The organism is Mycobacterium sp. AZCC_0083 (genome assembly GCF_014202335.1).
Lineage (GTDB): Bacteria > Actinomycetota > Actinomycetes > Mycobacteriales > Mycobacteriaceae > Mycobacterium.
This window is the reverse complement of the sequence record NZ_JACHGP010000012.1, coordinates 53,057-78,299: the sequence shown is the minus strand read 5'-3', so window position 1 is coordinate 78,299 and position 25,243 is coordinate 53,057. Positions and strand designations below refer to the sequence as shown.

The window sequence follows — 25,243 nt, the reverse complement described above, 5'->3', positions numbered from 1 at the left end:
CCCACACCACCGTCACCGAAAGGCTCTCCGATGATCGACTGGCTCAGAACATCGACACCAGGACTGCTGGTCCTCTGCGGACTCGCGATCGCGATCCTGCTGTTCGCCATCATCAAGGTCAAACTGGAGCCGTTCATCGCGCTGCTCCTCACCGGCCTCGGACTTGCGCTGGCTGCCGGCCTACCGGTCAAGGACATCGTCGGTACTGCGATCAAGGGCAGCGATTCGATCCTCGAGACGGGTTTCGGGTCCATCCTCGGACACATCGCGGTGATCATCGGACTCGGCACGGTCTTGGGCGCCATCCTCGAACGGTCGGGCGGCGCCGACGTCTTGATGACCAAGCTGCTCGGGATATTCGGCGAACGCGGCGCGCCCGTCGCGATGGGCCTGCTCGGTCTGATCTTCGGCATCCCGGTCTTCTTCGACATCGGAATCTTCGTGCTGGCGCCGCTGGTCTACGTGGCCGCCAAGCGTGGCGGCAAGTCGCTGGTGCTGTACGCGATGCCGATGCTCGCCGGCCTGTCGATGACCCACGCGTTCCTGCCGCCACACCCGGGGCCGGTCGCCCTCGGTGGTCTGCTGGAGATCAGCTTGGGGTGGCTCATTCTGATGGGATTCGTCTGCGGGATACCGGGTTTCATTGCCGCCGGACTTGTGTGGGGCACCTACATCGGCAAGCGCATGATGGTCGAGGTCCCACCCGACTTCATCGTCGAGGAGCCCAAGGATTCCGACGGCGGGGGCGGATCGCCCACCGGCGGGGGAGTCGGCACTGTGAAGGAGACGGCGGCCAAAGTCGACAACGTCGTCAAGACCAATCCACCGTCGGTGGGTCTCATCGCGGCGATCATCGCCATACCGCTGGTTCTGATCCTCGGGGCGACGTTCGGCACCCAGCTTCTCGACCCGGGCCCGCTGCTGTCGGTGCTCACCTTCCTCGGTACGCCCGCGGTCGCGCTGCTCATCGCCGTGCTGGTCGCCTTCTACGTGCTCGGTGTCCGGCGCGGCTCAAGCGTGCAGGAACTCAGCGTCCTCACCGGCGAGTCGCTGCGCCCCGTCGGCATGCTGTTGCTGGTCGTCGGTGCCGGCGCCTTCTTCGGCAAGGTCATCTCCGCCACCGGAATTGGTACCGCGTTGGCCGAGACGATGTCCGCGGCGGGGCTGCCGGTGATCGTGTTGGCCTACGTCATCAGCTGTGGGCTGCGCATCGCGCAAGGCTCGGCGACCGTCGCCATCGTCACCACCGGTGGCATCGTGGCTCCGCTGGTCCACGCGGGTGGCTACTCCCAGATGGCGGTTGCCCTGATCGCGATGGCGATCGCCGCGGGTTCCATCATCCTCAGCCACGTCAATGACGGTGGCTTCTGGATCATCTCGAAGTTCTTCAACCTGTCCGTGAAGCAGACGCTGCAAACCTGGACGGTGCTGGAAACGGTGCTGTCGGTGGTGAGTTTCGCCGTGGCGGCGGGGTTGTTCGCAGCGTTCGCCTGACCGGCGAGCCCGTCAGCGCCCGGGGTACTTAGTCAGAGCCCAGCATGGCCAGAACCCTGGCCGCGACGTTGTCGAGGATCTCCTCGGCAAGCGCCCCATCGTTGACGGCGCGCGAGATCTGTAGTGCGCCCACCATCATCGCGAAGGCATCGAGCACCGTGGCCCGTGCCGAGAGCGGATCGTGCGGTGCGACGGCGGTGGCGACGGCATCGACGAACGAGAGCACGCCGTCGGTGTAGGACCGTTTGATGGCCGGGATGCTGCGGCCGATCTCGTCGAGTAGCGCCGCCGACGGGCAGCCCTCTTCGGCGTGATCACGGTGATCCGGCGACAAGTACAGCCGCACGAACGCTTCCACGCCGCCGGGCTGCTGGACCAGGGCGCCGATGTCCTCGCATTGCCGGGCCAATTGGTCACCGATCGACGTGGCGACCAAGTCGTTCTTCGACGAGAAATGCGCATAGAAAGCGCCGTTGGTCAGCCCGGCGTCGGCCATCAACGCGGCCACGCCCGAGCCGTCGATGCCGCAGCGTCTGAACCGCCGACCGGCAGTGTCCAGGATCCGCTGTCTGGTTGCCTGCTTCTGGTCGGACCCATATCGCGCCATCTGAGCCTCCACTTCCTTCAGGAGGACTTGCCATCCCTCCGCTCCTCAGTTTAGATTACAATCATACGATCACATTATGGTCATAATTCAATCTGAGGAGAACCCGTGTCAGCAGGACCACCGGTCGCACTGGTCACCGGCGCCACGTCCGGCATCGGGGAGTTGGCCGCCGCGGCACTGGTACGGGCGGGTTTTCGCGTTGTCGGAACCGGCCGCAACACGTCGAGCACAGGGGCGCGTGACGGAATCACCTTCGTCGATCTCGACGTCACCAATGACGAGGCGGTCGTCGCCACCGTCGCCCACGTCATCTCGCGCTTCGGCCGGATCGACGTACTGGTCAACAACGCAGGCATGGGATCGGCCGGTGCCGCCGAGGAGAACTCGCTTCGCCAGGACTGGAACGTCTTCGACGTCAACGTCTTCGGTGTACTGCGGATGACCAAAACGGTGCTGCCGCACATGAGGGCCCATGGCAGCGGCCGGATCATCAACATCTCGTCGATCTTCGGATTCATCCCCGCCCCGTTCATGGCCTCCTACGCCGCGGCCAAGCACGCCATCGAGGGGTACTCCGAATCGGTTGATCACGAGACCCGCGAGCACGGCATCCGGGTGCTCACCGTCGAACCCGCAGGTACTCGAACGCGATTCGACGACAACACTTCGCGACCGGACAACCCGATGCCGGTCTACGCCGCGGCACGCCAGATCGTCGGCGACGTGGTGGCCGCCGCGGTCAACGACGGTGACGATCCGGCTCTGGTCGCCGCGGCGATCGTGGCCGCAGCCACCGACTCCCGCCCGAAGCTGCGCTATCCCGCCAGCCCGAGGGCACGCCAGCTGGCCGTGTTGCGGCGGTGGGTTCCCGCCTCGGCCTTCGACAAGCAGATCCGCAAGTTCAACAAACTGCCCACCCACCGGTCGGTGCAGCCACTTCGCCAGGAAAGAAGCACCCCATGAGCGCCTTCGACGCCGACAATGCCGAAAACCTCACCGTGGACGGGCCCTCGGCGCGGTTCACGTACCGACGTTTGGGGCCTCGGGGCGGCGTACCGCTGATCCTGGTGCAGCGCTTCCGCGGAACCATCGACTGGTGGGATCCGGAGTTCCTCGACTATCTGTCCGCTGAGCATGACGTGATCCTGTTCGACAACGTCGGCATCGGTTACACGAATGGCGAGCCGCGTGATTCGGTCGACGGTTTCGCCGCCGGGGTCATCGAATTCATCGATGCGCTGGGGCTTTCCACCGCCGACCTGCTGGGCTGGTCATTGGGCGGCATCGTCGCCCAGGCCGTCGCCCGTCGCCGTCCCGATCTGGTGCGCAAGCTCGTCGTGGCAGGCAGTAGCCCGGTCGGACCGGTGCCCGGTCAACCCGAGATGAACCAGGATGTCCTGCGCATCATGGCCCAGCCGGAAGCCACCGCCGACGATCTACTGTTCCTCTTCTATCCCGACACCGACGTGGCCAGATCCCGCGGCGTCGACCACCTGAAGAATGTATCCACTCGGCTGGCCGCCGGGGGACCCCAAGTCTCCGAAGATGCTGCCCTGGGCCAACTTCAGGCCATCGGGAAGATCTTTTCGATACCTTTCGACGAGGTGCGATCGACGCTGGAGGCGATCAAGCATCCCGTGCTCTACGCCAACGGCGTCCACGACGTCATGATCCCCGCGCTCGCTTCCTACGTCGCCGTGCAGCACCTCGACGACGCGACGCTCGTGCTCTACAGCGACGCCGGGCACGCCTTCCTGTTCCAGCACAGCCGCGCCTTCACCACCCAGGTTGCCACCTTCCTGGCCGCCTGACCGCAGGCCCGTCACCCCGCGGCGCCACCGACGGATGGTTTTCCGTCATCACGGGCGTTGCGGTAGTGCGAGACTGACAAGGTGCACCATGTACTGCGAGCAGGCCTTCTGGGAGATCTACCGGTGCGGGACTTCATCGTCTCGCCTGGCTTTGCCGGCGTAGTCGCGCTGCTCGCGGCGGTCATCGCTGCGGGTGCCGTGCTCTACGCGTCCCGACGAGCCCGTCAGCGGTTCGAACAGCAGCGTGAGCAGCAGGAACGCCGTCAAGAACAGACTCGTGACGATGCGGCGAACGCTCTGGCGTGGGAGCGGTGGCAATGGGTGGTCGACACCGCAGGGATAGAGCCTGCCACCAGCGAGGGCGCCACTCTGGGTCTTGGGCCCGCGGTGACCCTGGAGCTGCTGGGTGGGCTGCTCCGTGATGCCGAGCGGCTCGGCGATGAGACGCTCGCCAAGGCCGTGGCGGTGTACCAGGAGCAGCTCTTGCTGGTGCTGGCGCAGCAGGCCGGTTCCGTTGCCGATCTCGGGGTGCCCACGAGGGCGCAATCGCCAGATGGCAAGCCAGCCACCAAACCAGCATCGTCGGCGCACCGGAAGCCCGACACCGCGGCGCCGGCGACGCCGACGACGCCCGGTGAAACGGCACCCGCCACGGTGACGCAGAGCGGCGGAGGGCGGCGGCGCCGATGACGACCACGCGGCAACACATCGAGGACCTCGACGTCGACAAGTGGGCGACGTTGACCCGACGCGCGGCGGCGGACTCAGTCGCGGCTGCCGAGCGGTTGGGGCTACAGCCACGGGCTGAATCGGTCGCATTGGCCCGGATGACTGAGCGCGAACTCGTCGAACACCGCCAACACAATGGGCCACCCGTGCCACGCCGGTCCCTGGCGATGCAGCTCGTCGAGGCCGACCATCTACGCCGTGTGGCCGAGGAGCAGGCCCGCGAGGCGCACCAGGGCAGGTTGGACGCCGAGGCGGCGGCCTCGCTGGCTCGGACGGAAGCCGGGGAAGCCGCGCGCGTTGCCACGGCGGCGGGCGAGCGGGTCCGCGCGGTGGAGGCGGAGGCCGCGCGCAAAGACGCTGAACGCGCAGCGGAGCGGGCGGCCGATCAGAAGGCGGTGCAGCAGGCGCAAGCCGAGACCGAACGGGTCCGCGCCACTGCGGCGGCCGAGGTGGCGGCAGCCGAGGAGAAGGTTCGGGCCGCGGAGGCACGTGCCGTCGAGCGGGGCACCGAACGGACGACCGAGCGGGCGGCGGGGGAGAAAACCCTGCAGCAGCTGCAGGCGGAGATCGAGCGCACCCGCGCCACTGCGGCGGCCGAAGTGGCGGCAGCCGAGGAGAAGGCGCGAGCCGCCGAGGCACGAGCCGAACAGCGGAGTGCCGAACGGACGGCCGAGCGGGCGACGGGGGAGGAAGCCGTACAGCGGGTGCGCGGCGAGCTGGAAAAGGTGCGCTCCGACGCGGCCGCCGAGGTGGCAGCGGCGCGCGGGCAGGCCAGCGGTGACGTCGCTGCTGCGCGGGAAACCGCAGAGGCCGACGTCACTGCTGCGCGGGCAGCTGCAGAGGCCGCGGTCACCGCCGCGCAGGAAGCCGCAGAGGCCGATGTCGCCCACTGGCGGGCCCATGCCGATGACATGGAGCGATGGGCGCGCGCCGAAGTGTCGACCCAGCTGTTGACGATTCCCATCCCGCCGTTGGACGTGCGTGCCCGAATCGGGTCTGTCGAAAGTACGGTCGACGCGCTGTACCAGATCGATTACGTGCTGGAGGTCGGACTGGCCGAGGACGTCGAGTCGCAGTTCGTGCCCGATCTCGAGTTCACGCGCAACCTCGTGTGGAAGGTGCAGCAGCAGGCCAAGGACCTAACCAGCGAATTGGCCAATCTGTCCTCGCGGTACGCCGACCCATCGCAGGCGCAGGCCGCCGCTGGCTACGCCGAAGCCGTGACCGACGCCTATCGTGCGTTCGTGCAGCGCATCGACGCCGCCATTCAGCGATTGGGAAGCCGCTTTCACAGCCCAGATGCCGAGATCATCGCGGCGGTCACCGCCATGCTCGCCGACCTTCGGGCTCAAGGCCTTTACTAGAGCCCACCCGCTCATAGGCTGTCGAGATGGGATCGATGCCTGCGCTCGCCGTCCTCCATCCCGGTGCCATGGGCGCGGCCGTGGCCGCCTGCCTGGTTGGGCGCGGCCACCAGGTCGGCTGGTTGCGCACCGGCCGCAGTGACGCGACGGTACGGCGGGCCGCAGAAGCCGGCTTGACCCCGTTCGACGACCTCGCGAAGCTGCTGGCCCACACCGACGTCGTGTTCTCGATCTGCCCGCCGCATGGGGCGCTCGACGTGGCCCGGGAGCTGGCGGGCTTCGGGGGAATCGTGGTGGACGCCAACGCCGTTAGCCCCGGGACGGCGATGCTCGTCAGTGACACCGTCACCGCCGGAGGAGCCCGCTACGTCGACGGCGGCATCATCGGACCGCCCCCGCTCACGGCGGGCACGACCCGCCTCTATCTGGCCGGCGACGACGGCGAGGTCGCGAACCTGTTCGCAGGGTCCGCGCTCGATGCGGTCAGTCTCGTGGGCGCGGCGCCGGCCGCATCGGCGCTGAAGATGACGTATGCCGCGTGGACCAAGACCACCGCGGCGTTGTTGGTCTCGATCCGAGATACCGCTGCCGCCTACGGAGTCGACGCCGACCTGGCAACCGAATGGGCGATAAGCCAACCCCACCTTGCCGATGCGTGGCTGCGCGCCCGCGAGCAGACCCAAGAGAAGGGCTGGCGTTGGGCCTATGAGCTCGCCGAGGTCGGCAGGACCTTCGCCGCGGTAGGACAGCCCGAAGGTTTCGGCGCCGCCGCCAGCGAGGTCTTCACGAGCAACGACGACCCACCGGGACGCTAGCTCACGCTGCGCCGCTCCACGAGTTCCACCAGTCGCCGTGCGAGTTCATCCCTTTCGAAGTACCTCGCGGTTTCGAGTGCGGACGGTGAGCCTGCCAGCGGATCGGCATGGGCCGCCAGCAGCAGGTCGATGACCGTCGAGTCGTTCTTGAAGACGGCGCCCGCCAACGGTGTTTGTCCTCGATTGTTGTGTCGATCGACGTCGGCCCCGCGTGCGATCAGTGCCGCGACCGCGGAATCGTTTCCGTAGTAGGCCGCCAGCATCACCATGGTGTCCCCGTTGGTGTTGGTGAGGTCCACGGGTACGCCTGCGTCGACGTAGGCGGCCAACATTGCGGCGTCGCCGCTGCGGGCCGCGTCGAACAGGCGGGCCGCCAGGTCCATGAGTTCGGCATCGAGGGTGGCTCGCTGCTCGTCAATCACGTTGTCTGCCATCTCAACTCCAGATTCGTGGTTGGCTGTTACAGCGCGCCGAGGGCCTCGCAGGCCTTGCGAACGCCTTCGCCGTAGGCGGGGTCGGCCTGGGTGCAATGCTCGATGTGCGCTTCGACGGTCTGGTGCCGGGCGCCCTTGATGGCGCGGGCGGTGTTGTCGAAGAGCCGCTGCTGCTCGTCGCCGGTCATGAGCCGGAACAGGTCACCGGGCTGCTCGAAGTAGTTGTCGTCGTCCTCGCGGAAGTCGAAGTGATCCGCGGTCGACCCGATCGACTCGGCGGGATCGGCGTAGGCGGGCTGCTCGGCCCACCGGCCGAAGGTGTTCGGCTCGACACCCGCGACTCCACCCTGGTTGCCGTCGACGCGCATGGCCCCGTCGCGGTGGTAGGTGTTCACCAGCGTGGCCCCGCGTGGGTAGTTGACCGGGATCTGGTGATGGTTGACGCCCACCCGGTACCGGGCGGCGTCGCCGTAGGAGAACAGCCTGCCCTGCAACATCTTGTCCGGGCTGAACGAGATCCCCGGGACGAGGTTGGACGGCGTGAACGCGGCCTGCTCGACGTCGGCGAAGTAGTTGTCCGGGTTGCGGTTCAGTTCGTATTCGCCGACCTCGATCAACGGGTAGTCCTTCTGGCTCCACACCTTGGTCAGATCGAAGGGGTGAAACCGGTAGGTAGCGGCGTCTGCTTCTGGCATCACCTGGATGTACACGGTCCACTTCGGGTAGTCGCCACGTTCGATGGCCTCGAAGAGGTCGCGGCCGTGCGACTCGCGGTCGCGGCCGATCAGTTCTCCTGCTTCGGCGTCGGTGAGGTTCTCGATGCCCTGCTGGGTGCGGAAGTGGAACTTGACCCAGTGCCGCTGGCCTTCGGCGTTGATCATGCTGTAGGCGTGCGAGCCGTAGCCGTGCATGTGCCGGAAAGACTTTGGGATGCCGCGGTCGCTCATGGTGATGGTCACCTGGTGCAACGATTCGGGCAGGCCCGTCCAAAAGCCCCAATTGTTCTCGGGGTCACGCATATTGGTGCGCGGGTCGCGCTTGACCGCACGGTTGAGGTCGGGGAACTTCAGCGGGTCGCGGTGAAAGAACACCGGGGTGTTGTTGCCGACCACGTCCCAGTTGCCTTCAGTGGTGTAGAAGCGCAGCGCGTAGCCGCGGATGTCGCGCTCGGCGTCGGCGGCTCCGCGCTCGCCGGCCACGGTGGAGAACCTGGCGAACATCTCGCAGCTGTTGCCGACCTGGCCGAAGATCGCCGCCTTCGTGTAGCGGGAGATGTCGTGGGTGATGCGCAATGTGCCGAAGGCACCCGAACCCTTGGCGTGCATGCGCCGTTCGGGGATGACCTCGCGGGCGAAGTGGGCGAGCTTCTCGATGAGCCACAGATCCTGCAGCAGCAGCGGGCCGCGTGGTCCGGCACTCATGCTGTTCTGGTTGTCGACGACCGGCGCTCCCGCCGCGGTGGTCAAGGGCTCGGTGTTCTCCTCGAATGCCATGATTTTCTCCTTGGCGGTGGGCCGTTGGGCAGGTCTAGATTGGACTGATTCCAATATCGCTCTGTGCGGGGCGTAGCGGTCGCACGGCGAGCGACAGATACTCCACAGATTTGGACATCGGATGCGGACTGATGTTCGTGTTTCATCGTCACAGCCACTTTGGGTGATGTCTCTACGGCTGCCCTGCAACTGACCTACCTGCTAGCCGTAATCCTTGACCCTGCGGTCGATGAAGTACGAGTTCGACATGGTGTCGATCACCGCGACGCCCAGGACACTGCCCAGCTCACGCGTCGTTGACTACAGTCCTGCTCCCACGCCGGCATGCCCGTGGGGCAGCGCGGTCGTGATCGCCGCAGTCAGGCCATCTCACCCGCGGCGGCGGAACGAAGGTTCAGGGTGCCCAATCAGAAGGGCTGATTTGGCTCGCCTTCAGTGGGGTTGTCGTGGTCATCTGTTCCAGAGGCGGTGTGGGCAATGTCGTGCCCCTCACCCACCCGAACACAGCCCGCGGTGCAGTCCTGCATCACGATTGGTTCGGAACCGCCCTGCTTCACTCGCCACTTCCAGGCGGTCTGGATGATGTTCAGCTCGTTGAGGACGGCGTCGCGTTCACCGACGGTGCAGTGCAGCGTCCGGTTGGCGCCGTCACTCGTTTCGTGAAGCAACTCGCGCTCGGAGAGTTGCAGCGGGTTGCGAATCAACCGAACTCCAAAGCGCTCCACCTTGTTGTGCGCCTGGAGCCGCTCGCAGATCCCGGCCAAGATCGCCTCGTCGTCATCGCTCAGCGGCTCGGTGTCACCGAAGTCGTCCGGCTCGGCGAATTCCAGGCCGACGACACCGACTGCTTCGTCAGCGGAGTCGTCGAATCGAATTGCGGTAGTACTCAGGCCCTGCTCGGTGAAGACCGAGCGCATGAGTGGGGCGGTCTGGGTCCCTCGCGGAGCACGCACCGAGCGCTCGACGAAGACCTCTCCCGGCTCCGGCTCGAAATGCTTGTGCAGCAACCAGATACCGAAGCGATTCCAGGCATCGGTGGCGACGAGATACTGGCCAAGCTCTTCCAGGCAGGCGTGGTCGTCCTCGCGCAGCTCTCCGACGTCGGTGGTATCCATGTCCCGCAGCGACTCGTAATCCTCGACACCGTGATCGCGCACCGTCAGCATCGCTCGTCTCCTTAAGCTGTCAATGTGCTGAAGGGATTTCCCAGCAGCAGTGGACAATCCGGATGCTAACAAGGGGAACGGCGCCGAACGAAAGATTCGACGAGAACGTAACGCTCGTGCACCCCTGCGTATCAACAGTTCACCGGTTGTTGGTGTGGCCGTCAGGCAGGTTGGTCGAATTGCAGGTGGTGGAGCTCGGCGTAGACACCGTCGAGGGTCAAGAGTTCCTCCTGGGTGCCGTCCTCGACCACCACGCCGTCCTTGACGACGATGATCTTGTGCACGTCGCGCAATGTGCTCAGCCGATGGGCGATGGTGATGACCGTGCGGCCGGCCATCAGCCGTTCCAGCGCCTGGATGACCAAGTGCTCCGATTCGGCATCCAGCGCCGCCGTCGGCTCGTCGAGGATCAGGATCGGGTTGTCCCGAATCAGCGCGCGGGCAATGCCAATCCGTTGGCGCTGACCGCCGGAGAGCGTCGAGCCACGGTCGCCGACCAGGCTGTGGTAGCCGTTGGGCATGCGGCTGATGAACTCGTCGGCGTTGGCCAGTTTGGCCGCCTCGATGATTTGCTCTTCGGTGGCGTCGGGACGGCCGAAGGCGATGTTGTCCCGGATCGTGCCCCGAAGGAGCACCGTGTTCTGCAGGACGAAGCCGATCTGGGTGCGCAGTCCGTGCAGCGTGTAGTTGTCGATGTCGACACCGTCGATCAGAATCCGGCCGCCCCCCAGGTTCCTGAACCGTGGGATGAGGCTGACGAGGGTGGATTTGCCACTGCCAGTGGGGCCGACGACGCCGACCATCTGGCCCGCACCGATCGTGAACGAGATGTCACGTAACACGGGCACCTCGGGGTCGTAGCCGAAGGAGACGTTCTCAAAGGTGACCTGACCCTTGAACGGCGGGGGTTCGGTCGGCGCCGCACGTTCGGGGATCACGTTGTCGGCGTCGCACACCGCCGTCACTCGCTGGAACCCCACCGAGACCTGGGCGAGGGTGTTGGTCATCTGGGAGAGCGCGCGCACCGGTTGGAAGAACCGCGCCATGTACGACAGGAACACGGTGAGCGCGCCGGCGGTCATCGTGCCGGCAATGATGAGAAGGGCGCCCCGCCAGAGCACCAAACCCGTACATACCGCGACTATCAGGCTGATGATCGGCGACAGCAGCGCCGACACCCGTCGCGTCTTGAGCCACGCAGTGACGGTTTGCTTGCTGACCTCCTGCAACTGCTTGTCTTCGTAGTCCTCGCGCGAGTAGGCCTGCACCACCTCAATCGACTGCAGACCCTCTTGCAGCGTGGCGAGCAGGTCGGACTGTTTGGTACGCACCTCTTGTGTCGCCGTTTTTATCGCCTTGTTGACGCGGACCAGGAAATAGAGCAGGAACGGGGCCACCGCGAGCGCGATGAGAGCGAAATCCCAACGGAGCAACAACATCACGATGACCATTGAAATGAGCGTCAGAGCGTCGGTGAAGATGTTGAGGACCGAGGTCGACGCAAAACTCTGGATCGTCTGAACGTCAGTGGTGAGCGTGCTGAGGATCGTGCCGACCCGGTTCGTGTCGTAAAAGGAGAGCGACAGTTCCTGCAAGTGGTGATAGAGCCGCACCCGCAGGTCGTTTCCGATGCACTGCCCGACCCGTTCCGTCGTATAGCTGGCGACGTAGAACGCCACGCCGCTCACCACCGCGATCAACACCACCATGATCCCGGCCGCCGCGGCGATGTGTGTCTTGGTCGAGCCGCCAACCATCGGGAACCAGAAGGTGATCCATGCCGGAGGTCGATGGCTTGCAACGACGTTGTCGAGGATGATCTTCAGCGGCCACGGCAGGGCGAGACCCATCAGAATCTGCACCAGCGTCGCCATCAGGATGACGGCGAGGGATCCGCGGTAGGGGCGCAGCAGATCACGAAGCAGCGGCGGCACGGCGGGCATCTCCTATTCCTACGAGCATTCAGCCGAACCGTAGCGGTGGGCGCCCACGCACGCTGGCCATTTCATACAGCGTTCAGCTACGGGGTCGATACTCGCCACGCAACGGTGCCCTTCAGGCGCCACCGCACCGGAGGGTGGTCCGTTGGAGAAGTTCAGGCCCTCGATCGACTGGGGCAATCAGATCGTCGTGTCCGTGTGGTGGATCCTCGAAGCCTGGGCCATCAGCGCGGCGTGCGTGTTGGTGATTGGAATCCTGCTGATCCGCTACACGACATGGGCGAAACGGTTCTGGAGCGTCACCGGCGACTACTTCATCGGTAGAGACAGCCTGCCCGTGTGGGCGACGCTGGCGGTCTTGCTTCTGTCGGTCATCTTCGAGGTGCGCATTGCCGTGCTGCTCAGTTACTACAACAACGATTTGTTCTCGGCGCTGCAGATCGCGTTTCAGGGGGTGGGTGCGCACAATGCGGCACAGCGTAATTCGGGAGTGCACGGCTTCTGGGTGGCGATCGGAATCTTTTGCCTCCTGGCAGTCATCCACATCGGCCGGATCCTGTTGGACACCTACCTGACCCAACGCTTCATCATCCGCTGGCGGGTGTGGTTGACCGACCGTCTCACCGGGGACTGGCTGACCGGCCGCGCCTACTATCGAAGCCGATTCACCGAGCCCATCATCGACAACCCCGACCAACGCATCCAGCAGGACATCGACGTCTTCACCACGGGCATCGGCACCGGCCCCAACGTTCCGACGTACTACTCGCAGAGCATCCTGCTGTTCGGTGCGGTCAACTCGGTGGCCTCCGTGGCGTCCTTCGCCGTGATCCTGTGGCGGCTTTCGGGGTCACTGACATTGTTCGGCGTCGAGATCCCCAAGGCACTGTTCTGGATCGTGATCGCCTATGTGCTCACGGCGTCGCTGATCGCATTTCGGATCGGTCATCCGTTGATACGGCTGAGTTTTCGCAACGAGCAGACCAACGCCGCGTTCCGGTACGCATTGGTGCGGCTGCGTGATGCTGCGGAGGCTGTCGCCTTCTACCGCGGTGAACGGGCCGAGCGGGAGCAGCTCGACAAGAGGTTCGCCGCCGTGATCGCCAACTACCGACACTACGTCCGACGCACACTGGGCTTGATCGGGTGGAACTACACCGTCACCGAAACCATCCTTCCGCTGCCGTTCGTGTTGCAGGCGCCGCGGTTGTTCGCCGGCACCATCAAGTTGGGCGACGTCACACAGTCGGCGGGGGCATTCGGCAGGATCGAATCGGGGATGTCGTTCTTCCGCAACGCGTACAGCCAATTCGCGAGCTACAACGCCGCGATCATCCGGTTGCACGGACTCGTGGAGGCCAACGAACGCGCCCGCGAATTACCCGTGCTGACAACTGAATCGAGCCCCGATGGCTCCATTGAGCTGACCGGCGTCGAGGTGCGAACACCCGCAGGCGACCGGCTGATCGATCCGCTCGATGTGCGACTGGAGCGTGGCGAGTCCATGGTCGTCACCGGTTCGTCGGGCAGCGGCAAGACCTCGCTGTTGCGCAGCCTCGCCGAGTTGTGGCCTGCCGCCACCGGTGTGTGGCGCCGACCCGCCGACGACCACGCGACGATGTTCTTGTCTCAACTGCCGTACCTGCCGCTGGGCGATCTACGTACGGTGGTGTCGTATCCGCAGAGATCGGGTGATGTCCCTGACGACGAGTTGGACGACGCGCTCACTCGGGTGTCACTGGCCCACCTGCGTTGGCGACTCGACGAAACGCAGGATTGGGCGAAGGTTCTGTCACCGGGGGAGCAGCAGCGCGTTGCGATCGCTCGGGTGTTGCTGACCAAGCCCACGGCGGTGTTCCTCGACGAAGCGACCTCCGCACTGGATGAGGGCATGGCGTTTGCGCTCTACGAGCTGCTGCGTACCGAGTTGCCGGGCACCGTGGTGGTCAGCGTCAGCCACCACAGCTCTCTGATGGAGCACCACCAACACCACTTGGCGCTGCTCGGGGAAGGTGCCTGGCGGCTCGACCGACTCGAGTCCGAGCAATGACGTCACCAGTCCGCCCCGCCCTCCGTTGAGATGGCGGTAGCGGCGGAGAAGTGCGAGTAGCTCTGACCGTCAGTGCTATCTGAACGCTTGTTGATGGGGTCGGATCGGTCGAGCATCAAACGTTGACGGCTCGTCTTCGTCGCTTCGCGCGGCAGTATCGTTGCCACGCATGAGCGAAGACAGGGTTCGGGTCACAATCGATACCGCGGGCGTGGCGACGGTGACGATGGTTCGCGCCGAAAAGCACAACGCGCTCGATCAAGCGATGTTCGAAGGGTTGATCGACGCTGCCGAGCAGGTGGCCGCCAACGCGTCCATCCGCGCCGTCGTGCTGCACGGGGAAGGCAAGAGTTTCTGCTCCGGCCTGGACATCGCGAGCTTCATGAGCGGACAAGGTGGCACGGGCGTGCTGCTGGTTCGCGACGACGACCGGCTGGCGAACGTCGCGCAACGCGTGGCGTATGACTGGTCGCTGGTGCCGGCACCGGTGATCGCTGCGGTTCACGGCAACTGCTTCGGCGGCGGTCTGCAGATCGCGCTCGGCGCCGACATCCGGATCGCCGCACCCGACGCGAAGCTGAGCGTCATGGAGGTCAAGTGGGGCCTCGTGCCCGACATGGGAATCACGCAGACGCTGCCGCGGCTGGTACCGATCGACGTCGCGAAGGAGCTGACGTTCACCGGTCGCACCGTCTCCGGCACGGAGGCATCCGCGCTGGGATTGGTCACACGCGTTGCCGACGATCCGCTCGCCGCGGCCCAGGAACTCGCAGCCGAGATCGCCCAGAAGTCACCCAACGCCGTCCGCGCGGCGAAGCGCCTCTACGACGAGACCTGGACCAGTAACGACAGTGCCGCGGCTCTGGTGCTCGAGACCGACCTGCAGGTGGGGCTCATCGGATCGCCCAATCAGATCGCCGCCGTGATGGCAGGAATGTCGGGGGAGCCGCCGGTCTTCGCCGACCCGGCTTAGCTTGGCGGCGAGGCGATTTAGAGGTCGAGGACGTACACCTCACCGCGCACACAGCGTCTCCATGTCGCGAAGCATTGGCGATGTGCCGTCCAGGACATGCCCGTAGCTCTGTGTAGCACTTCTTGCTACGATTAAACCCATGGCCAAGACCATCGCGCAGCGCGAACTGCGCAACGACAACGCCCGGGTGATCGACGCGGTCACGGCGGGCGAAACCTTCGTCGTCACCCGCAATGGCGAACCGGTCGCCGAGCTTCGGCCGATTCGAGCCGGTCGCCGCACCTTCATATCCCGCGACGAAGTCGCTGCGTTGGCGGCAGCCGGCGTGCGAATCGACCATCGCCGGTTCCGCGCCGACCAAGACCGGTTGATCGACCAAGGGCTATGAGGTGACGTCGGGCCTTCTCGACACGTCCGTCGTCATCGACTGGCACGATCCGGTCGTGCTCGCTGCGCTGCCCGACGAGATGGCGATATCCGCGATCACCGCGGCCGAGTTGGCGGCCGGCCCACACCTTGCCGCCGACGCGATGGAAGCTGCGAAGCGGCAGGCCCGGCTCCAGGAAGTCGAATCAACACTGGAACCCATCCAATTCGACGGGGCGGCTGCACGGAGTTACGGACTCGTCGTCGCCGCCGTCGTCCGCGAAGGAAGGACCCCGCGGAGCCGATTCGCTGACCTATTGATTGCCGCAACCGCACACGCCAATCAGCTCGATCTCTACACGCGAAACGGCGATGACTTCAACGGACTGGAGAAGCTCGTCGCGGTCATCGTCATCTGACGGGTCGCTCGGGCAGCTGAAGCTTGATATGCAAGTAGCCACTTGCCTATCATGAAGGTGTGGCGGACGTGTTCAGGGCACTCGACGACGAGACCAGGCGTCTCATCCTCGACGAACTCGCCGCGAGCGACGGACAGACCTTGTTCGAGATCTGCACACTGCTCACCACGCGGCATCGGCTCAGCTCGAGTCGGCAGGCGGTATCGCAGCATCTCGCCGTGCTCGAGTCGGCCGGGCTGGTCGTGACCGAGCGTCGCGGCCGGTCCAAGTTCCACTACTTCAACGGCGAGCCTCTCGCCGAGATCACACGACGATGGCCGTTCGTCGTCGGGAAGGAAGACCCATGAAGATCCGTCTGACCAGCCTCTTCGTCGACGATCAGCGAGCAGCGCTGGCGTTCTACACCGACGTGCTCGGCTTCACGAAACGCCGCGACGTGCCGATCGGGGAGGACTCCTGGCTCACCGTGGTTTCCTCCGACGACCCCGAAGGGCCCGAACTACTGCTGGAACCGTGCGGTCACCCCGCGGTCAAGCCCTACCGTGATGCCCTCGCCGAAGACGGAATCCCGTTGGCTCAGTTCGCCGTCGACGACGTCGAGGCCGAGCACGATCGATTGACGAAACTCGGCGTCGTCTTCACGCAGAAGCCGACCGATGGTGGCGACTACACCACGGCCGTGTTCGACGACACGTGCGGCAATCTCATCCAACTGATCGCCGAGAAGCCGGCCTCCTAGAGGTCGAGGACGAGGTCGCCGTCTGGGGCCGCGGAGCAGATGAGCACCGAGTCGCTTGGCGGTCGATCCAGTGGCGCCTGGACATACGTCGCGGCACCGGCCACGATCCCGGTCAGGCAGATGTGGCAGACGCCGCTCCTGCACGAGTACCTGGTGGGAACGTCGCAGGCTTCGGCCAGTTCGAGCAGGCTGTGGTAGTCCGGTGACCAGTTGGCGGTGAGTCCGCTGCGGGAGAACGTGACCTGCGGTCCCGTCGTGGGCATGCCCGGCGGCCGGTGTGGGCGCGAGGGGGCAGGCGCGTCGACGACGCCGGGGTTGATGGCAGACAGCGCGCCGAAGGATTCGGTGTGGATCCGGCCCCGGTCGATCCCGACGGCGGTCAGGGCGGCTCGCATGTCGTCCATGAATGCGTTTGGGCCGCAAAGGTATACGGCGGCTTCGGTGGGCAGGTTCAACATCGCGATCGATGACGCGGTGAGGCGCTCGGCTGGGCGACCCGGCCCGGGCTCGGCGGTGTAGAAGATGCGCTGCTGGGCATGGGGGAGGGCTTCGATCAACCGGGTGACCTCAGTGGCGAAGGCGTGCGACTCCCGGTCGTGCGTCGTGTGCACCCACCGGATTTGGCGTTGGCTACCGGCCTCGGCGAGTGCGTGCAGCATGGCCAGCACGGGCGTGGCGCCGACACCCGCCGACACCAGCACGACGGGGAAGCTGTCCTCGGTGAGGAAGAAGTCTCCGCGGGGCGCAGCGGCGTCCAGGGTCGATCCGGCACGGATGTGGGCGTGCAGCCATCGGCTCACCTGGCCGTGCTCCTCGCGCTTCACGCTGATGCGGTAGGTCCCGGCGCCGGGGTCACCCGACAACGAGTAGCTGCGCAACGGCGCTGGGTCGCCGGCGTCTGGGATCTTGACGGTCAGATACTGGCCCGGCCGTGGTCTCGGCAGGGGGCCACCGTCGGTTGGCACTAGATCGATGGACGTGATCGTCGAGCTCTCCCGCGCAATGGCATCGACCCGGAGTTGGCGAAATCCAGCCCACACCGGCCCGACCGCCACGGCCGAATCAGCTTGCGCGCCAAGCATGTCGCGAAAGGACTGCTGCCATCCCGGGCTGAGCGCGGGCAGGTCGACGGCGTGCTTGAGTCGATCCATGTCGCGGTCGGGCAGGTAGAGCAGCGCGTCGACGTCGGCGACCGACAGTTCGTGTCGGCCTCGGTGGGTCAGTTCGATGGGGTCGCCGGCCTCGACGCGCCCCTCGCGGATGACCCGCATGTAGAAGCCGGGCCGGTGATGGGCGACCAACAGGTTGGGCATCTCGGGCTCGCCGAGGCGCATGCCGACGCGAAAGCAGGTGACGCGCGGTTGGGTGACCTCGAATTCGGCCTCACCGATGCGGTAGCGGTCCCCGATGCATACCTCGTCGTCGCCGAGCCCGCTTACGGTGAAGTTCTCTCCGAAGTGGCCCGGTTCTAGGTCGTCACGCTCGAGGTAGCTGCGCCAGTAGTCGTAGGAGTGGGTCTGATAGACCAGCACGGCGCGCTGTTCGCCACCGTGGCCGGCGAGGTCGCCCTGCCCGTCGCCGTCGACGTTGAGCCTGCGCACCACCACAGGGCCCTCGACAGGGGTCTTCCATGCTCCAGTGAAGACCTTCTTGTCTTGCCAGGGCACGTTTTTCGGTCTACCGACGTTCACCGAGACCAGTCTCGCCACCTGTGGTTCCTTCCGACGACACCACCTACGTTAACGGCTTGCCGGCCCGGCAGCCTCTGACCGACACACTGGGTTGAATGTCCCATAATATGGAACGACGTCGATAGCCTTGAACAATGGCCGCCATCGACACATCCGGTGAGCAGCGGTTGACGCCCAAGGGACGCGCCACCCGCGAGCGGATCGTGGAAGCGGCAGCCGAGCTGATCCTGAACGACGGCTACTCGGCGTTCAACATGGACGGGGTGCGCAGGGCCGCGTCGGTGAGTGGCTCTCAACTGGCCCATTACTTCGCCGACAAGCAGGCACTCATTCGCGCGGTTCTGGTCCGCCAGCTCGACGTGGTGCTGGACTTTCATCGAAACCCGCAACTGCACGGGCTCCAGTCGTTCGACGACTTCGAACGCTGGATCGACAGGAACGTGCGCTACTTGCGCCGCATCGGTTACGAGGGCACTCCCACCTTCCACGCCCTCGTCGGCAGGCTGGTCAAGTCCGACGGTGCCACGCGGCGGACACTCGGCGAGGCCTACTGGCAATGGGTCGCGCTACTCGAGCATGCGCTGCAGCAGATGAAGGAGCACGGTGTTCTCGTTGCAGGTGCCGACCCGCGACGGCTGGCCATGGTCATCGTCAGCATCCACCAGGGCGGCGGCACCGTGGCCTACGCCTATCGCCAGGAATGGGCGCACGCCGACGCCGTGCGATTCGCGGTGAACCACCTGCGTATGTTCGCCACCGATCCCGCCGAACGTGCGCCACGGCCGGCCCGCCGCCGCCGCGTCTCCGCGGTCACTCGGATCGACGACGACACCGTGCATTTCACCCGGAAGGGACTCGAGACTCGGTCGCGCATAGTCGAGGTCGCCGCCGAGTTGATGTTTCAGTACGGCGTCGCCGGGACCAGCATGGAAGATCTGCGGAGCGCGGCTTCGGTGAGCGGATCGCAGATCTCGCACTACTTCCAGGACAAGCGGGACCTGACGCGTCGGGTCATCGATCGGCGCCGCGACGGCCTCATCGCCTTTCACACCCGACCGGAGATGGGCGCACTCGACAACCTCCAGTCGCTGCAGGCATGGGCACATGCCTGCGCGGCCGACGCGGAAGCCGTCTACCGCCGAGGTGGATGCAGCTTTGGGTCACTGGTAGGTGAACTGCTGGAAGCCGATGACGACGTGCTCGACGTCTTGACCGCCGGTTACGACCAGTGGCTCGAGTTGTTTCGCACGGGGTTCGTGGCAATGCGCGAGCGCGGCGAGCTGCGGTCTGACGCCGATCCGCGTCACCTCGCGGTCGCGCTGGTGGTCGCTCACCAGGGCGGCGCCATGGTCAGCCACGCAACGGACGACGCAGAACCGATGCAGGCGACCGTGATGGCCGCCGCAGATTACGTGTGCTCGTTGGTGCCCGGTCCCACGACGCGACGAACACCGAGAACGCCGCGCCGCGGCGCCAGATCCTGACCGCTAGACCATTTTCCCCGTCGCTTCGCTCGCCCCAGAGCACTCACACAGCGAACTGTCAGCACATTCCCACTTGTCAGTGGCTCCAACCGTTGGACATTATGGGTGGACCAGCCCACAATTATGGGTCGGATGACCCAGTGGGATGACGGCTCGGGAGGGATCACGATGGGACTCGCATGGCAGCAGGGTCCACTGGCTATCAGCTCCGTTGGACAGTTGCTCAGCCCGCACCCGTTGCCGGAGCGCCTGTTGTTCGCCGAGCCGCTGCGGCGTTGGATGAGGGTGCGTTTCGGCGAAGACTGGATCGCCGACAGCGAGGACGTGGTGCTCCTGCACGAGCCCGGCCGCTACCCGGTGGCATACTTCCCGCGCGCCAGCATCGACCCCGGCATGTTGGTCGCCGAAGACCGCGTCACGACTCATCCAGACCTCGGACAGGTGAACTGGTTCACCGTCGTTGCGGGCGAGCACAGCGCCAATCGTGCAGCCTGGCAATACGCTTCGCTTCCGCCCTTCGCAGAGGTACTCGATGGTCGGGTGGCCTTCGCCTGGCAGGCGATGGACGCGTTCTACGAAGAGGACGAACGCATCGTCGGACACGCGGCGGACTTCTACCACCGCATCGACATCCGCTCGACCTCGCGGCATCTCGAGGTCCGTGACGGTGATCGAGTGATCGCCGACACCGGTCACCCCCTTGCCCTCTACGAATCGGGCTTCGCCCCGCGCTGGTACGTCCCGCGTGGTGACGTCGTCGAGCCAGCTCTCGAACCCATTGAGGGACAGACGTTCTGCCCCTACAAGGGGCTGGCGAGCTACTACACCATCGGCGGACGCAAGCGGGCGGCGTGGTCCTACGTCGAGGCATGGCCGGAGGTCGCGCGCATCGGCAACCTGGTGTCGTTCGAGCCCGACAAGGTCGACGTCTTCATCGACGGCAAGCAGCTGCATCTGGAGCCGGGCCAAACCGTGATGGCACACGGCGTCGACCGCGGGCTGGACCCCGACGAGGTCCTCCAGAACGCGCGCAGATGACGGCAACCTTCGAAGTCATCGTCCTGCCGGTCTCCGATCCCGACGAGTCGCTCTGCTTCTACCGCGATGGCGCCGGTTTCGACCTCGACGTCGACTACTCACCGGCGCCCAACTTCCGGGTCATTCAGCTGACGCCGCCGGGATCAGCCGCCTCGATTCAATTCGGCGTCGGCCTCACCGACGCTCCGGTTGGATCGGTCCGTGGTCTGTATCTGGTGGTTCCCGATATCGAGTCCCATCGAGCAGGGCTGACCGATCGCGGAGTGGCCGTCGGCGCGATCCGGCACGAGGACACCGAGGGCGGTTGGCGTGGTTGCTTCCTTCCCGGCCTCGATCCGGATCGCGCCGATTACGCGAGTTTCGCCGACTTCGCCGATCAGAGGAGGGATTGAGCAGATGAACGAGCAAGAATACGACGTCATCGTCTTGGGTGCAGGACCGGTCGGACAGAGCGTTGTCGCCCGCGCACGCGCAGGCGGGCTTTCGGTCGCGGTGGTCGAACGGGAACTGGTCGGCGGCGAATGCTCGTACTGGGGTTGCATTCCCAGCAAGGCGCTGCTGCGCCCCGTCCTCGCCGTGGCCGATGCTCGCCACGTGGACGGCGCCCGCGAGGCGGTCACCGGTTCCCTCGACACCGCGAAGGTCTTCGGCCGCCGCGATCGCTACGTCAGCAACTGGGACGACAGCGGCCAGGCCACCTGGGTCAAGAACATTGGCGCCGACCTCTTCCGAGGCCACGCCCGGCTGATCGGCCCGCGACGCGTCGCAGTCGAGACCCCCGGCGTCGGTGTCGTGGTTCTCACCGGTCGCCATGCGGTGGCCGTCTGCACCGGCAGCACTGCGGCACTGCCCGACATCCCCGGCATCGAGAAGGCGGCTCCCTGGACCAACCGCAAAGCGACTGACAGCAGCGACATCCCAGGGCGGTTGGCCATCGTCGGCGGTGGCGGGATAGCCGTCGAAATGGCCACCGCGTGGCACGGTCTCGGATCACGGGTGACGCTGTTGGCGCGCGACTCAGGTGTACTCCCGAGGATGGAGCCGTTCGTCGGCGAGCTCGTCGCCCGCGGCCTCACCGACATGGGGGTGACCGTTCGGACCGGGGTCTCCGTCACCGAGCTACGCCGCCTCGAGATTGCGGGACCACTGTGGGTGAGCCTCGACGACGCCAGTGAATTGGAGGTTGACGCAATACTCTTCGCGATCGGTAGGACACCAAACACCGCCGATATCGGTCTTGAGACCGTCGGCCTCGAACCGGGAACATGGCTGGACGTCGACGACACCTGCGTGGTTCACGGCGTCGACGGAGACTGGCTCTACGCGATGGGCGACGCCAACCACCGTGCCCTGCTTACACATCAGGGCAAGTACCAAGCCCGCATGGCAGGCGATGCCATCGTGGCCCGCGCCGCGGGTCATCAGCTCGACACCGCCCCGTGGGGCGCTCACGTCGCCACCGCCGATTCGCACGCGGTACCGCAGGTCTTCTTCACCGACCCCGAGGCCGCATCAGTCGGGCTCACCGCCGCGGAGGCCGAACACCGGGGTCACCGCGTGCAGGTCGTCGACGTCAACATCGGCGACACGGTCCCCGGCGCCTTCCTCTACGCCGACGGTTACGGCGGGCGAGGCCGCATGGTCGTCGACGTCGACGACGGTCACCTACTCGGAGCCACCTTCGTCGGGGCAGGCGTTGCCGAACTGCTGCAGTCGGCCACCGTCGCAATCGCGGGACGGGTTCCGATTCAACGTCTTTGGCACGCCGTGCCGTGCTTCCCGACCATCAGCGAAGTATGGCTTCGACTGCTCGAAGCCCACCGTGACGCCCAACCGAATTCGACAGAGAAGGTAGATGCATGACAAATTCACGCCGCAGTATTCGCCGCCTAGTGGCCGTGGCCCCAGCCGCGATGCTGATCGGGCTTGGCACGTTGATCGCAGCATGCGGCAACAACGAAAGCCCGGCGCCGTCCAGCACGACGACCACGACGACCACCACACCCACGACGTCGACGACGGTGCCGTCCAGTGCACCGGTGTCCCCGACCGAGAAGGGCCTCAGCCCCACCGGCGGCAACCTGTTCACACCACCGGTGAAGGCGGAGCCTGCGCCGACGGAACCGCCTGGCGTGCACCGCAAGTAATACAAGACCAACGAACCGATAGGACTCTCGTGTTGCAATTACGTCGCCCCCGCGACTGGATGGCCCTCGTCGGAGGGGTGGTACTCATTGCGTTTGGCGCGTTGACCGCTGCATGTTCGACCGGCAACCAAGCGCCGTCCACCACGACCACCACAACCACTACGACGACGACCACCACGCCGCCAAGCACTGCACCGGTGTCCCCGACCGAGAAGAGCATCAGCCCGACCGGAGGGAATCTCTTCACACCGCCGGTGGTGGCACCCCCGGCGCCTGCGGTGCCGCCCGGCCAGCACCCGGGGATCAACGGGGTGTCCTAAGGCGTTCCGGAGCCGCCCCGGCGGCGACATCCGATCACCGCAGCTTGACGACGACCTTGCCCTTGGCGGTGCGCTCTTCGAGCGAGGCGATGGCCTCGGCGGCGCGGTCAAGTGGGTAGACGACGGGTTGGGGGGCGGTCACCACACCCGACGCCAGCAGCGGCTCCAACTCCGCCCACTGCTCGGTCAGATACCCGGGATGTGTTGCGGCCCAAGCGCCCCAGCCGACGCCGACCGCATCGACGTTGTTCAGGAGCAGCCGGTTGACCTTGACCGTGGGAATGTCACCGCCCGTGAAGCCGACCACGAGCAGCCGGCCACCAGGGGCCAGCGAGCGCAGCGAATCGGTGAACCGGTCACCACCGACCGGGTCGACGACGACGTCCACCCCGCGGCCGCCGGTCAGCTCCTTGACCCTGTCCTTGAAGCCGTCGGCCAGCACCACGTCGGTGGCACCCGCAGCCCGCGCGACGTCGGCCTTGTCCTCGGTGCTGACGACCGCGATGGTGCGTGACGCACCAAAGGCGGTGGCCAGCCGCAGCGTTGAGGTGCCGATGCCGCCGGCGGCGCCGTGCACCAACACCGTTTCGCCGGGCGCGAGCCTGCCGCGGGTCCGCAACGTGCAGTGCACCGTGAGGTCGTTGAACAGGATCCCCGCGCCCGCTTCGAACGACACCACGTCGGGCAGTTTGAACACCCGATCCGCTGGTACCGCAACGACTTCGGCCATCGCACCGTTCAGCATCGTCAAGGCGGCAACCCGGTCACCCGCCACCACGTGGGCACCCGCAGGCGCGGTGCGCACTACACCGGCGAGCTCGGCGCCAGGCACGTATGGCAGCTCGGGACGGTGCTGGTAGAGGCCACGCGTCTGCAGGGCGTCGGGAAATGCGACACCGGCCGCGTACACGTCGATCAGTACGGCGTCGGTGTCGGTCGGTTCGTCGATCTCGACGAGCTCCGCGGCTCCGGGTCCGTCGAGCCGGGCTATCTGTATGGCGCGCATGTCAGGCCTTCCCCGGCCTGTCCGGGCCGACCGGCACCATTTAACCTCCATGGGTGATCGACGCACGCGCCGCGGTACTGCACGAACCCGGTGGCGACCCCCAGCTCACCGACGTCACGATCCGGCCTCCGGTCGACGACGAGGTGCTGGTCCGCATCGACGCCGTCGGCATCTGCCACACCGACGTCAGCGTCGCTGCACGCTGGCAGGCCAAGCGGCTGCCGATGGTATTCGGGCACGAGGGCGTCGGCACGGTCATCGCCGCGGGCCCAGGGGCACGCGCAGCGGAGGGCCAGCTGGTGGTGCTGACGTTCGCCAGCTGCGGCCGGTGTTCCGACTGCACCGCTGGCAGGCCTGCCTACTGCGACCGCTCGACCGACCTGAACATGCGCGGCGACCGCCGCGACGAGGCCAGCGCCCTGCGGCTGGACGGCGAACCCGTCACCGGCGGCTTCTTCGGGCAGTCCAGCTTCGCCACCCACGCCCTGTCTCGGCCCGCGAACACCGTCGTCATGACCACGGAGCTCGCGCCCGAGCTCGCGGCCCCGCTTGCCTGCAGCGTGCAGACCGGAGTCGGCACGGTGCTGAACGCGTTGTCTGCAGGGCCGGATGATGCGCTGGTGGTCTTCGGAGCCGGCGCAGTGGGCCTGTCGGCGGTGATGGGCGCGCAGATCGCGGGCTGCCGCGCGATCGTCGCGGTCGATCCGGTGCCGGAGCGACTGGCGCTTGCCACCGAGCTGGGCGCCACCGCGACCCTGGACCCCACCGCCGTCGACGTGGTGGCGGCCATTGGCGATCTCACCGGGGGAGGACCGAACGTCGCGGTGGACAGCACGGCGCTTCCCGCAGTGACCGCGACCGCGCTGACCGTGTTGCGGCCGTGCGGGACGCTCGCGCTCGTCGGGCTCGGCGCGCTGAACGCGGAGTTGCCCGTCGGATTGATCCTTGGGAAGGGACTGCGGGTGCGGGGTGTCGTCGAGGGCGACAGTGAGCCGCACACGTTCATTCCGCGGCTGGCCGAGCTGGTCCGCAGTGGCGAGCTGCCCGTCGACAAGCTCGTCATCACGTTCAATCTGACTGCCTTCGACGAGGCGTGGGCCGCCGCCAAGGCGGGCCGGGTGATCAAACCCGTGCTCTTGACCGGATAAACTGCTGGT

General features: G+C 66.1%; 26 protein-coding genes. 19 read left to right on the top strand and 7 right to left on the bottom strand.

Going from position 1 to position 25,243, the window contains the following annotated elements; translation table 11 throughout:
* The first annotated feature begins 30 nt into the window (after nucleotides 1–30).
* Entirely contained in the window at nucleotides 31–1,494 is a 1,464-nt protein-coding gene (locus HNP02_RS27740) for a GntP family permease (protein ID WP_184443848.1), read from the top strand.
* Nucleotides 1,495–1,522: 28 nt separating this feature from the next.
* Here the strand turns inward: HNP02_RS27740 and HNP02_RS27735 are convergent, their stop codons facing one another.
* Nucleotides 1,523–2,101, bottom strand: coding sequence for a TetR/AcrR family transcriptional regulator (locus HNP02_RS27735; protein ID WP_184443847.1), 579 nt, complete (start codon nucleotides 2,099–2,101; stop codon nucleotides 1,523–1,525).
* Nucleotides 2,102–2,206: 105 nt separating this feature from the next.
* Here HNP02_RS27735 and HNP02_RS27730 point away from each other — a divergent pair, with 105 nt between their 5' ends.
* From HNP02_RS27730 to HNP02_RS27710, 5 genes are all read left to right on the top strand, one after another.
* Entirely contained in the window at nucleotides 2,207–3,064 is an 858-nt protein-coding gene (locus HNP02_RS27730; protein WP_184443846.1) for an oxidoreductase, read from the top strand.
* The gene (locus tag HNP02_RS27725; protein WP_184443845.1) at nucleotides 3,061–3,912 is read left to right on the top strand and encodes an alpha/beta fold hydrolase; all 852 of its coding nucleotides are present in this window, start codon (nucleotides 3,061–3,063) and stop codon (nucleotides 3,910–3,912) included. Before HNP02_RS27730 ends, HNP02_RS27725 begins: the two co-directional genes overlap by 4 nt.
* Before the next feature lie 81 nt (nucleotides 3,913–3,993).
* A complete protein-coding gene (locus HNP02_RS27720; RefSeq protein ID WP_309241711.1) occupies nucleotides 3,994–4,602 on the top strand; it encodes a hypothetical protein in 609 nt (202 codons plus the stop codon).
* Nucleotides 4,599–6,005, top strand: coding sequence for a hypothetical protein (locus tag HNP02_RS27715; RefSeq protein ID WP_184443844.1), 1,407 nt, complete (start codon nucleotides 4,599–4,601; stop codon nucleotides 6,003–6,005). Before HNP02_RS27720 ends, HNP02_RS27715 begins: the two co-directional genes overlap by 4 nt.
* A 26-nt stretch (nucleotides 6,006–6,031) precedes the next feature.
* Nucleotides 6,032–6,820, top strand: coding sequence for an NAD(P)-dependent oxidoreductase (locus HNP02_RS27710; protein ID WP_221318096.1), 789 nt, complete (start codon nucleotides 6,032–6,034; stop codon nucleotides 6,818–6,820).
* Here HNP02_RS27710 and HNP02_RS27705 read toward each other — a convergent pair.
* The 4 genes from HNP02_RS27705 to HNP02_RS27690 all read right to left on the bottom strand — a co-directional run bounded on the left by HNP02_RS27705 (nucleotide 6,817) and on the right by HNP02_RS27690 (nucleotide 11,856).
* Nucleotides 6,817–7,254, bottom strand: coding sequence for an ankyrin repeat domain-containing protein (locus tag HNP02_RS27705; RefSeq protein ID WP_184443843.1), 438 nt, complete (start codon nucleotides 7,252–7,254; stop codon nucleotides 6,817–6,819). The two genes, HNP02_RS27710 and HNP02_RS27705, sit on opposite strands and share 4 nt — an antisense overlap.
* Before the next feature lie 26 nt (nucleotides 7,255–7,280).
* The gene (locus HNP02_RS27700) at nucleotides 7,281–8,747 is read right to left on the bottom strand and encodes a catalase (protein ID WP_184443842.1); all 1,467 of its coding nucleotides are present in this window, start codon (nucleotides 8,745–8,747) and stop codon (nucleotides 7,281–7,283) included.
* A gap of 407 nt (nucleotides 8,748–9,154) precedes the next feature.
* Entirely contained in the window at nucleotides 9,155–9,913 is a 759-nt protein-coding gene (locus HNP02_RS27695; protein WP_184443841.1) for a hypothetical protein, read from the bottom strand.
* Nucleotides 9,914–10,074: 161 nt separating this feature from the next.
* Complete coding sequence (locus HNP02_RS27690; RefSeq protein WP_184443840.1) at nucleotides 10,075–11,856, bottom strand: ABC transporter ATP-binding protein; 1,782 nt, start codon at nucleotides 11,854–11,856, stop codon at nucleotides 10,075–10,077.
* 142 nt (nucleotides 11,857–11,998) lie between these two features.
* On the opposite strand from HNP02_RS27690, the gene HNP02_RS27685 reads away from it, so the two are divergent.
* The 6 genes from HNP02_RS27685 to HNP02_RS27660 all read left to right on the top strand — a co-directional run bounded on the left by HNP02_RS27685 (nucleotide 11,999) and on the right by HNP02_RS27660 (nucleotide 16,400).
* On the top strand, nucleotides 11,999–13,903 hold the full coding sequence (locus tag HNP02_RS27685; protein WP_184443839.1) for an ABC transporter ATP-binding protein/permease: 1,905 nt from the start codon (nucleotides 11,999–12,001) through the stop codon (nucleotides 13,901–13,903).
* A gap of 169 nt (nucleotides 13,904–14,072) precedes the next feature.
* Nucleotides 14,073–14,876 carry a crotonase/enoyl-CoA hydratase family protein gene (locus HNP02_RS27680; protein WP_184443838.1) on the top strand — a complete coding sequence of 268 codons (804 nt, stop codon included), beginning with the start codon at nucleotides 14,073–14,075 and terminating at the stop codon, nucleotides 14,874–14,876.
* A 139-nt stretch (nucleotides 14,877–15,015) separates the two neighbouring features.
* Complete coding sequence (locus HNP02_RS27675) at nucleotides 15,016–15,264, top strand: type II toxin-antitoxin system Phd/YefM family antitoxin (protein WP_184443837.1); 249 nt, start codon at nucleotides 15,016–15,018, stop codon at nucleotides 15,262–15,264.
* A 1-nt stretch (nucleotide 15,265) separates the two neighbouring features.
* Entirely contained in the window at nucleotides 15,266–15,661 is a 396-nt protein-coding gene (locus HNP02_RS27670) for a type II toxin-antitoxin system VapC family toxin (RefSeq protein WP_184443836.1), read from the top strand.
* A gap of 59 nt (nucleotides 15,662–15,720) precedes the next feature.
* Nucleotides 15,721–16,008: a helix-turn-helix transcriptional regulator gene (locus HNP02_RS27665; RefSeq protein WP_184443835.1), complete on the top strand. Its 288-nt coding sequence runs from the start codon at nucleotides 15,721–15,723 to the stop codon at nucleotides 16,006–16,008.
* Entirely contained in the window at nucleotides 16,005–16,400 is a 396-nt protein-coding gene (locus HNP02_RS27660; protein WP_184443834.1) for a VOC family protein, read from the top strand. Before HNP02_RS27665 ends, HNP02_RS27660 begins: the two co-directional genes overlap by 4 nt.
* On the opposite strand, the gene HNP02_RS27655 is transcribed toward HNP02_RS27660, so the two are convergent.
* Nucleotides 16,397–18,109, bottom strand: coding sequence for an MOSC and FAD-binding oxidoreductase domain-containing protein (locus tag HNP02_RS27655; RefSeq protein ID WP_184443833.1), 1,713 nt, complete (start codon nucleotides 18,107–18,109; stop codon nucleotides 16,397–16,399). The genes HNP02_RS27660 and HNP02_RS27655 overlap by 4 nt on opposite strands.
* A 116-nt stretch (nucleotides 18,110–18,225) precedes the next feature.
* On the opposite strand from HNP02_RS27655, the gene HNP02_RS27650 reads away from it, so the two are divergent.
* The 6 genes from HNP02_RS27650 (at nucleotide 18,226) to HNP02_RS27625 (ending at nucleotide 23,080) form a co-directional block, all read left to right on the top strand.
* Entirely contained in the window at nucleotides 18,226–19,575 is a 1,350-nt protein-coding gene (locus tag HNP02_RS27650) for a TetR/AcrR family transcriptional regulator (protein WP_184443832.1), read from the top strand.
* A gap of 132 nt (nucleotides 19,576–19,707) precedes the next feature.
* Nucleotides 19,708–20,613 carry a DUF427 domain-containing protein gene (locus HNP02_RS27645; protein ID WP_255507009.1) on the top strand — a complete coding sequence of 302 codons (906 nt, stop codon included), beginning with the start codon at nucleotides 19,708–19,710 and terminating at the stop codon, nucleotides 20,611–20,613.
* Nucleotides 20,610–21,005 carry a VOC family protein gene (locus HNP02_RS27640; protein WP_184443831.1) on the top strand — a complete coding sequence of 132 codons (396 nt, stop codon included), beginning with the start codon at nucleotides 20,610–20,612 and terminating at the stop codon, nucleotides 21,003–21,005. The genes HNP02_RS27645 and HNP02_RS27640 overlap by 4 nt, the downstream gene beginning before the upstream one ends.
* Nucleotides 21,006–21,009: 4 nt before the next feature.
* A complete protein-coding gene (locus HNP02_RS27635; protein ID WP_184443830.1) occupies nucleotides 21,010–22,476 on the top strand; it encodes an NAD(P)/FAD-dependent oxidoreductase in 1,467 nt (488 codons plus the stop codon).
* Nucleotides 22,473–22,760: a hypothetical protein gene (locus HNP02_RS27630; RefSeq protein WP_184443829.1), complete on the top strand. Its 288-nt coding sequence runs from the start codon at nucleotides 22,473–22,475 to the stop codon at nucleotides 22,758–22,760. Before HNP02_RS27635 ends, HNP02_RS27630 begins: the two co-directional genes overlap by 4 nt.
* A gap of 59 nt (nucleotides 22,761–22,819) precedes the next feature.
* Nucleotides 22,820–23,080, top strand: coding sequence for a hypothetical protein (locus HNP02_RS27625; RefSeq protein WP_184443986.1), 261 nt, complete (start codon nucleotides 22,820–22,822; stop codon nucleotides 23,078–23,080).
* 34 nt (nucleotides 23,081–23,114) lie between these two features.
* Here HNP02_RS27625 and HNP02_RS27620 read toward each other — a convergent pair whose 3' ends face one another.
* A complete protein-coding gene (locus HNP02_RS27620; protein WP_184443828.1) occupies nucleotides 23,115–24,086 on the bottom strand; it encodes an NADPH:quinone oxidoreductase family protein in 972 nt (323 codons plus the stop codon).
* Between the two features lie 53 nt (nucleotides 24,087–24,139).
* On the opposite strand from HNP02_RS27620, the gene HNP02_RS27615 reads away from it, so the two are divergent.
* The gene (locus HNP02_RS27615; RefSeq protein ID WP_184443827.1) at nucleotides 24,140–25,234 is read left to right on the top strand and encodes an NAD(P)-dependent alcohol dehydrogenase; all 1,095 of its coding nucleotides are present in this window, start codon (nucleotides 24,140–24,142) and stop codon (nucleotides 25,232–25,234) included.
* The last annotated feature ends 9 nt before the right edge of the window (nucleotides 25,235–25,243 follow it).

What these genes read in the sequence shown, in the direction of transcription:
- HNP02_RS27740 (WP_184443848.1), top strand. Translation starts at nt 31, where the DNA reads ATGATCGACTGGCTCAGAACATCGACACCAGGACTGCTGGTCCTCTGC.
- HNP02_RS27735 (WP_184443847.1), bottom strand. Translation starts at nt 2,101, where the DNA reads ATGGCGCGATATGGGTCCGACCAGAAGCAGGCAACCAGACAGCGGATC.
- HNP02_RS27725 (WP_184443845.1), top strand. Translation starts at nt 3,061, where the DNA reads ATGAGCGCCTTCGACGCCGACAATGCCGAAAACCTCACCGTGGACGGG.
- HNP02_RS27715 (WP_184443844.1), top strand. Translation starts at nt 4,599, where the DNA reads ATGACGACCACGCGGCAACACATCGAGGACCTCGACGTCGACAAGTGG.
- HNP02_RS27710 (WP_221318096.1), top strand. Translation starts at nt 6,032, where the DNA reads ATGGGATCGATGCCTGCGCTCGCCGTCCTCCATCCCGGTGCCATGGGC.
- HNP02_RS27705 (WP_184443843.1), bottom strand. Translation starts at nt 7,254, where the DNA reads ATGGCAGACAACGTGATTGACGAGCAGCGAGCCACCCTCGATGCCGAA.
- HNP02_RS27700 (WP_184443842.1), bottom strand. Translation starts at nt 8,747, where the DNA reads ATGGCATTCGAGGAGAACACCGAGCCCTTGACCACCGCGGCGGGAGCG.
- HNP02_RS27695 (WP_184443841.1), bottom strand. Translation starts at nt 9,913, where the DNA reads ATGCTGACGGTGCGCGATCACGGTGTCGAGGATTACGAGTCGCTGCGG.
- HNP02_RS27690 (WP_184443840.1), bottom strand. Translation starts at nt 11,856, where the DNA reads ATGCCCGCCGTGCCGCCGCTGCTTCGTGATCTGCTGCGCCCCTACCGC.
- HNP02_RS27680 (WP_184443838.1), top strand. Translation starts at nt 14,073, where the DNA reads ATGAGCGAAGACAGGGTTCGGGTCACAATCGATACCGCGGGCGTGGCG.
- HNP02_RS27675 (WP_184443837.1), top strand. Translation starts at nt 15,016, where the DNA reads ATGGCCAAGACCATCGCGCAGCGCGAACTGCGCAACGACAACGCCCGG.
- HNP02_RS27660 (WP_184443834.1), top strand. Translation starts at nt 16,005, where the DNA reads ATGAAGATCCGTCTGACCAGCCTCTTCGTCGACGATCAGCGAGCAGCG.
- HNP02_RS27650 (WP_184443832.1), top strand. Translation starts at nt 18,226, where the DNA reads ATGGCCGCCATCGACACATCCGGTGAGCAGCGGTTGACGCCCAAGGGA.
- HNP02_RS27645 (WP_255507009.1), top strand. Translation starts at nt 19,708, where the DNA reads ATGACCCAGTGGGATGACGGCTCGGGAGGGATCACGATGGGACTCGCA.
- HNP02_RS27640 (WP_184443831.1), top strand. Translation starts at nt 20,610, where the DNA reads ATGACGGCAACCTTCGAAGTCATCGTCCTGCCGGTCTCCGATCCCGAC.
- HNP02_RS27635 (WP_184443830.1), top strand. Translation starts at nt 21,010, where the DNA reads ATGAACGAGCAAGAATACGACGTCATCGTCTTGGGTGCAGGACCGGTC.
- HNP02_RS27630 (WP_184443829.1), top strand. Translation starts at nt 22,473, where the DNA reads ATGACAAATTCACGCCGCAGTATTCGCCGCCTAGTGGCCGTGGCCCCA.
- HNP02_RS27625 (WP_184443986.1), top strand. Translation starts at nt 22,820, where the DNA reads ATGGCCCTCGTCGGAGGGGTGGTACTCATTGCGTTTGGCGCGTTGACC.
- HNP02_RS27620 (WP_184443828.1), bottom strand. Translation starts at nt 24,086, where the DNA reads ATGCGCGCCATACAGATAGCCCGGCTCGACGGACCCGGAGCCGCGGAG.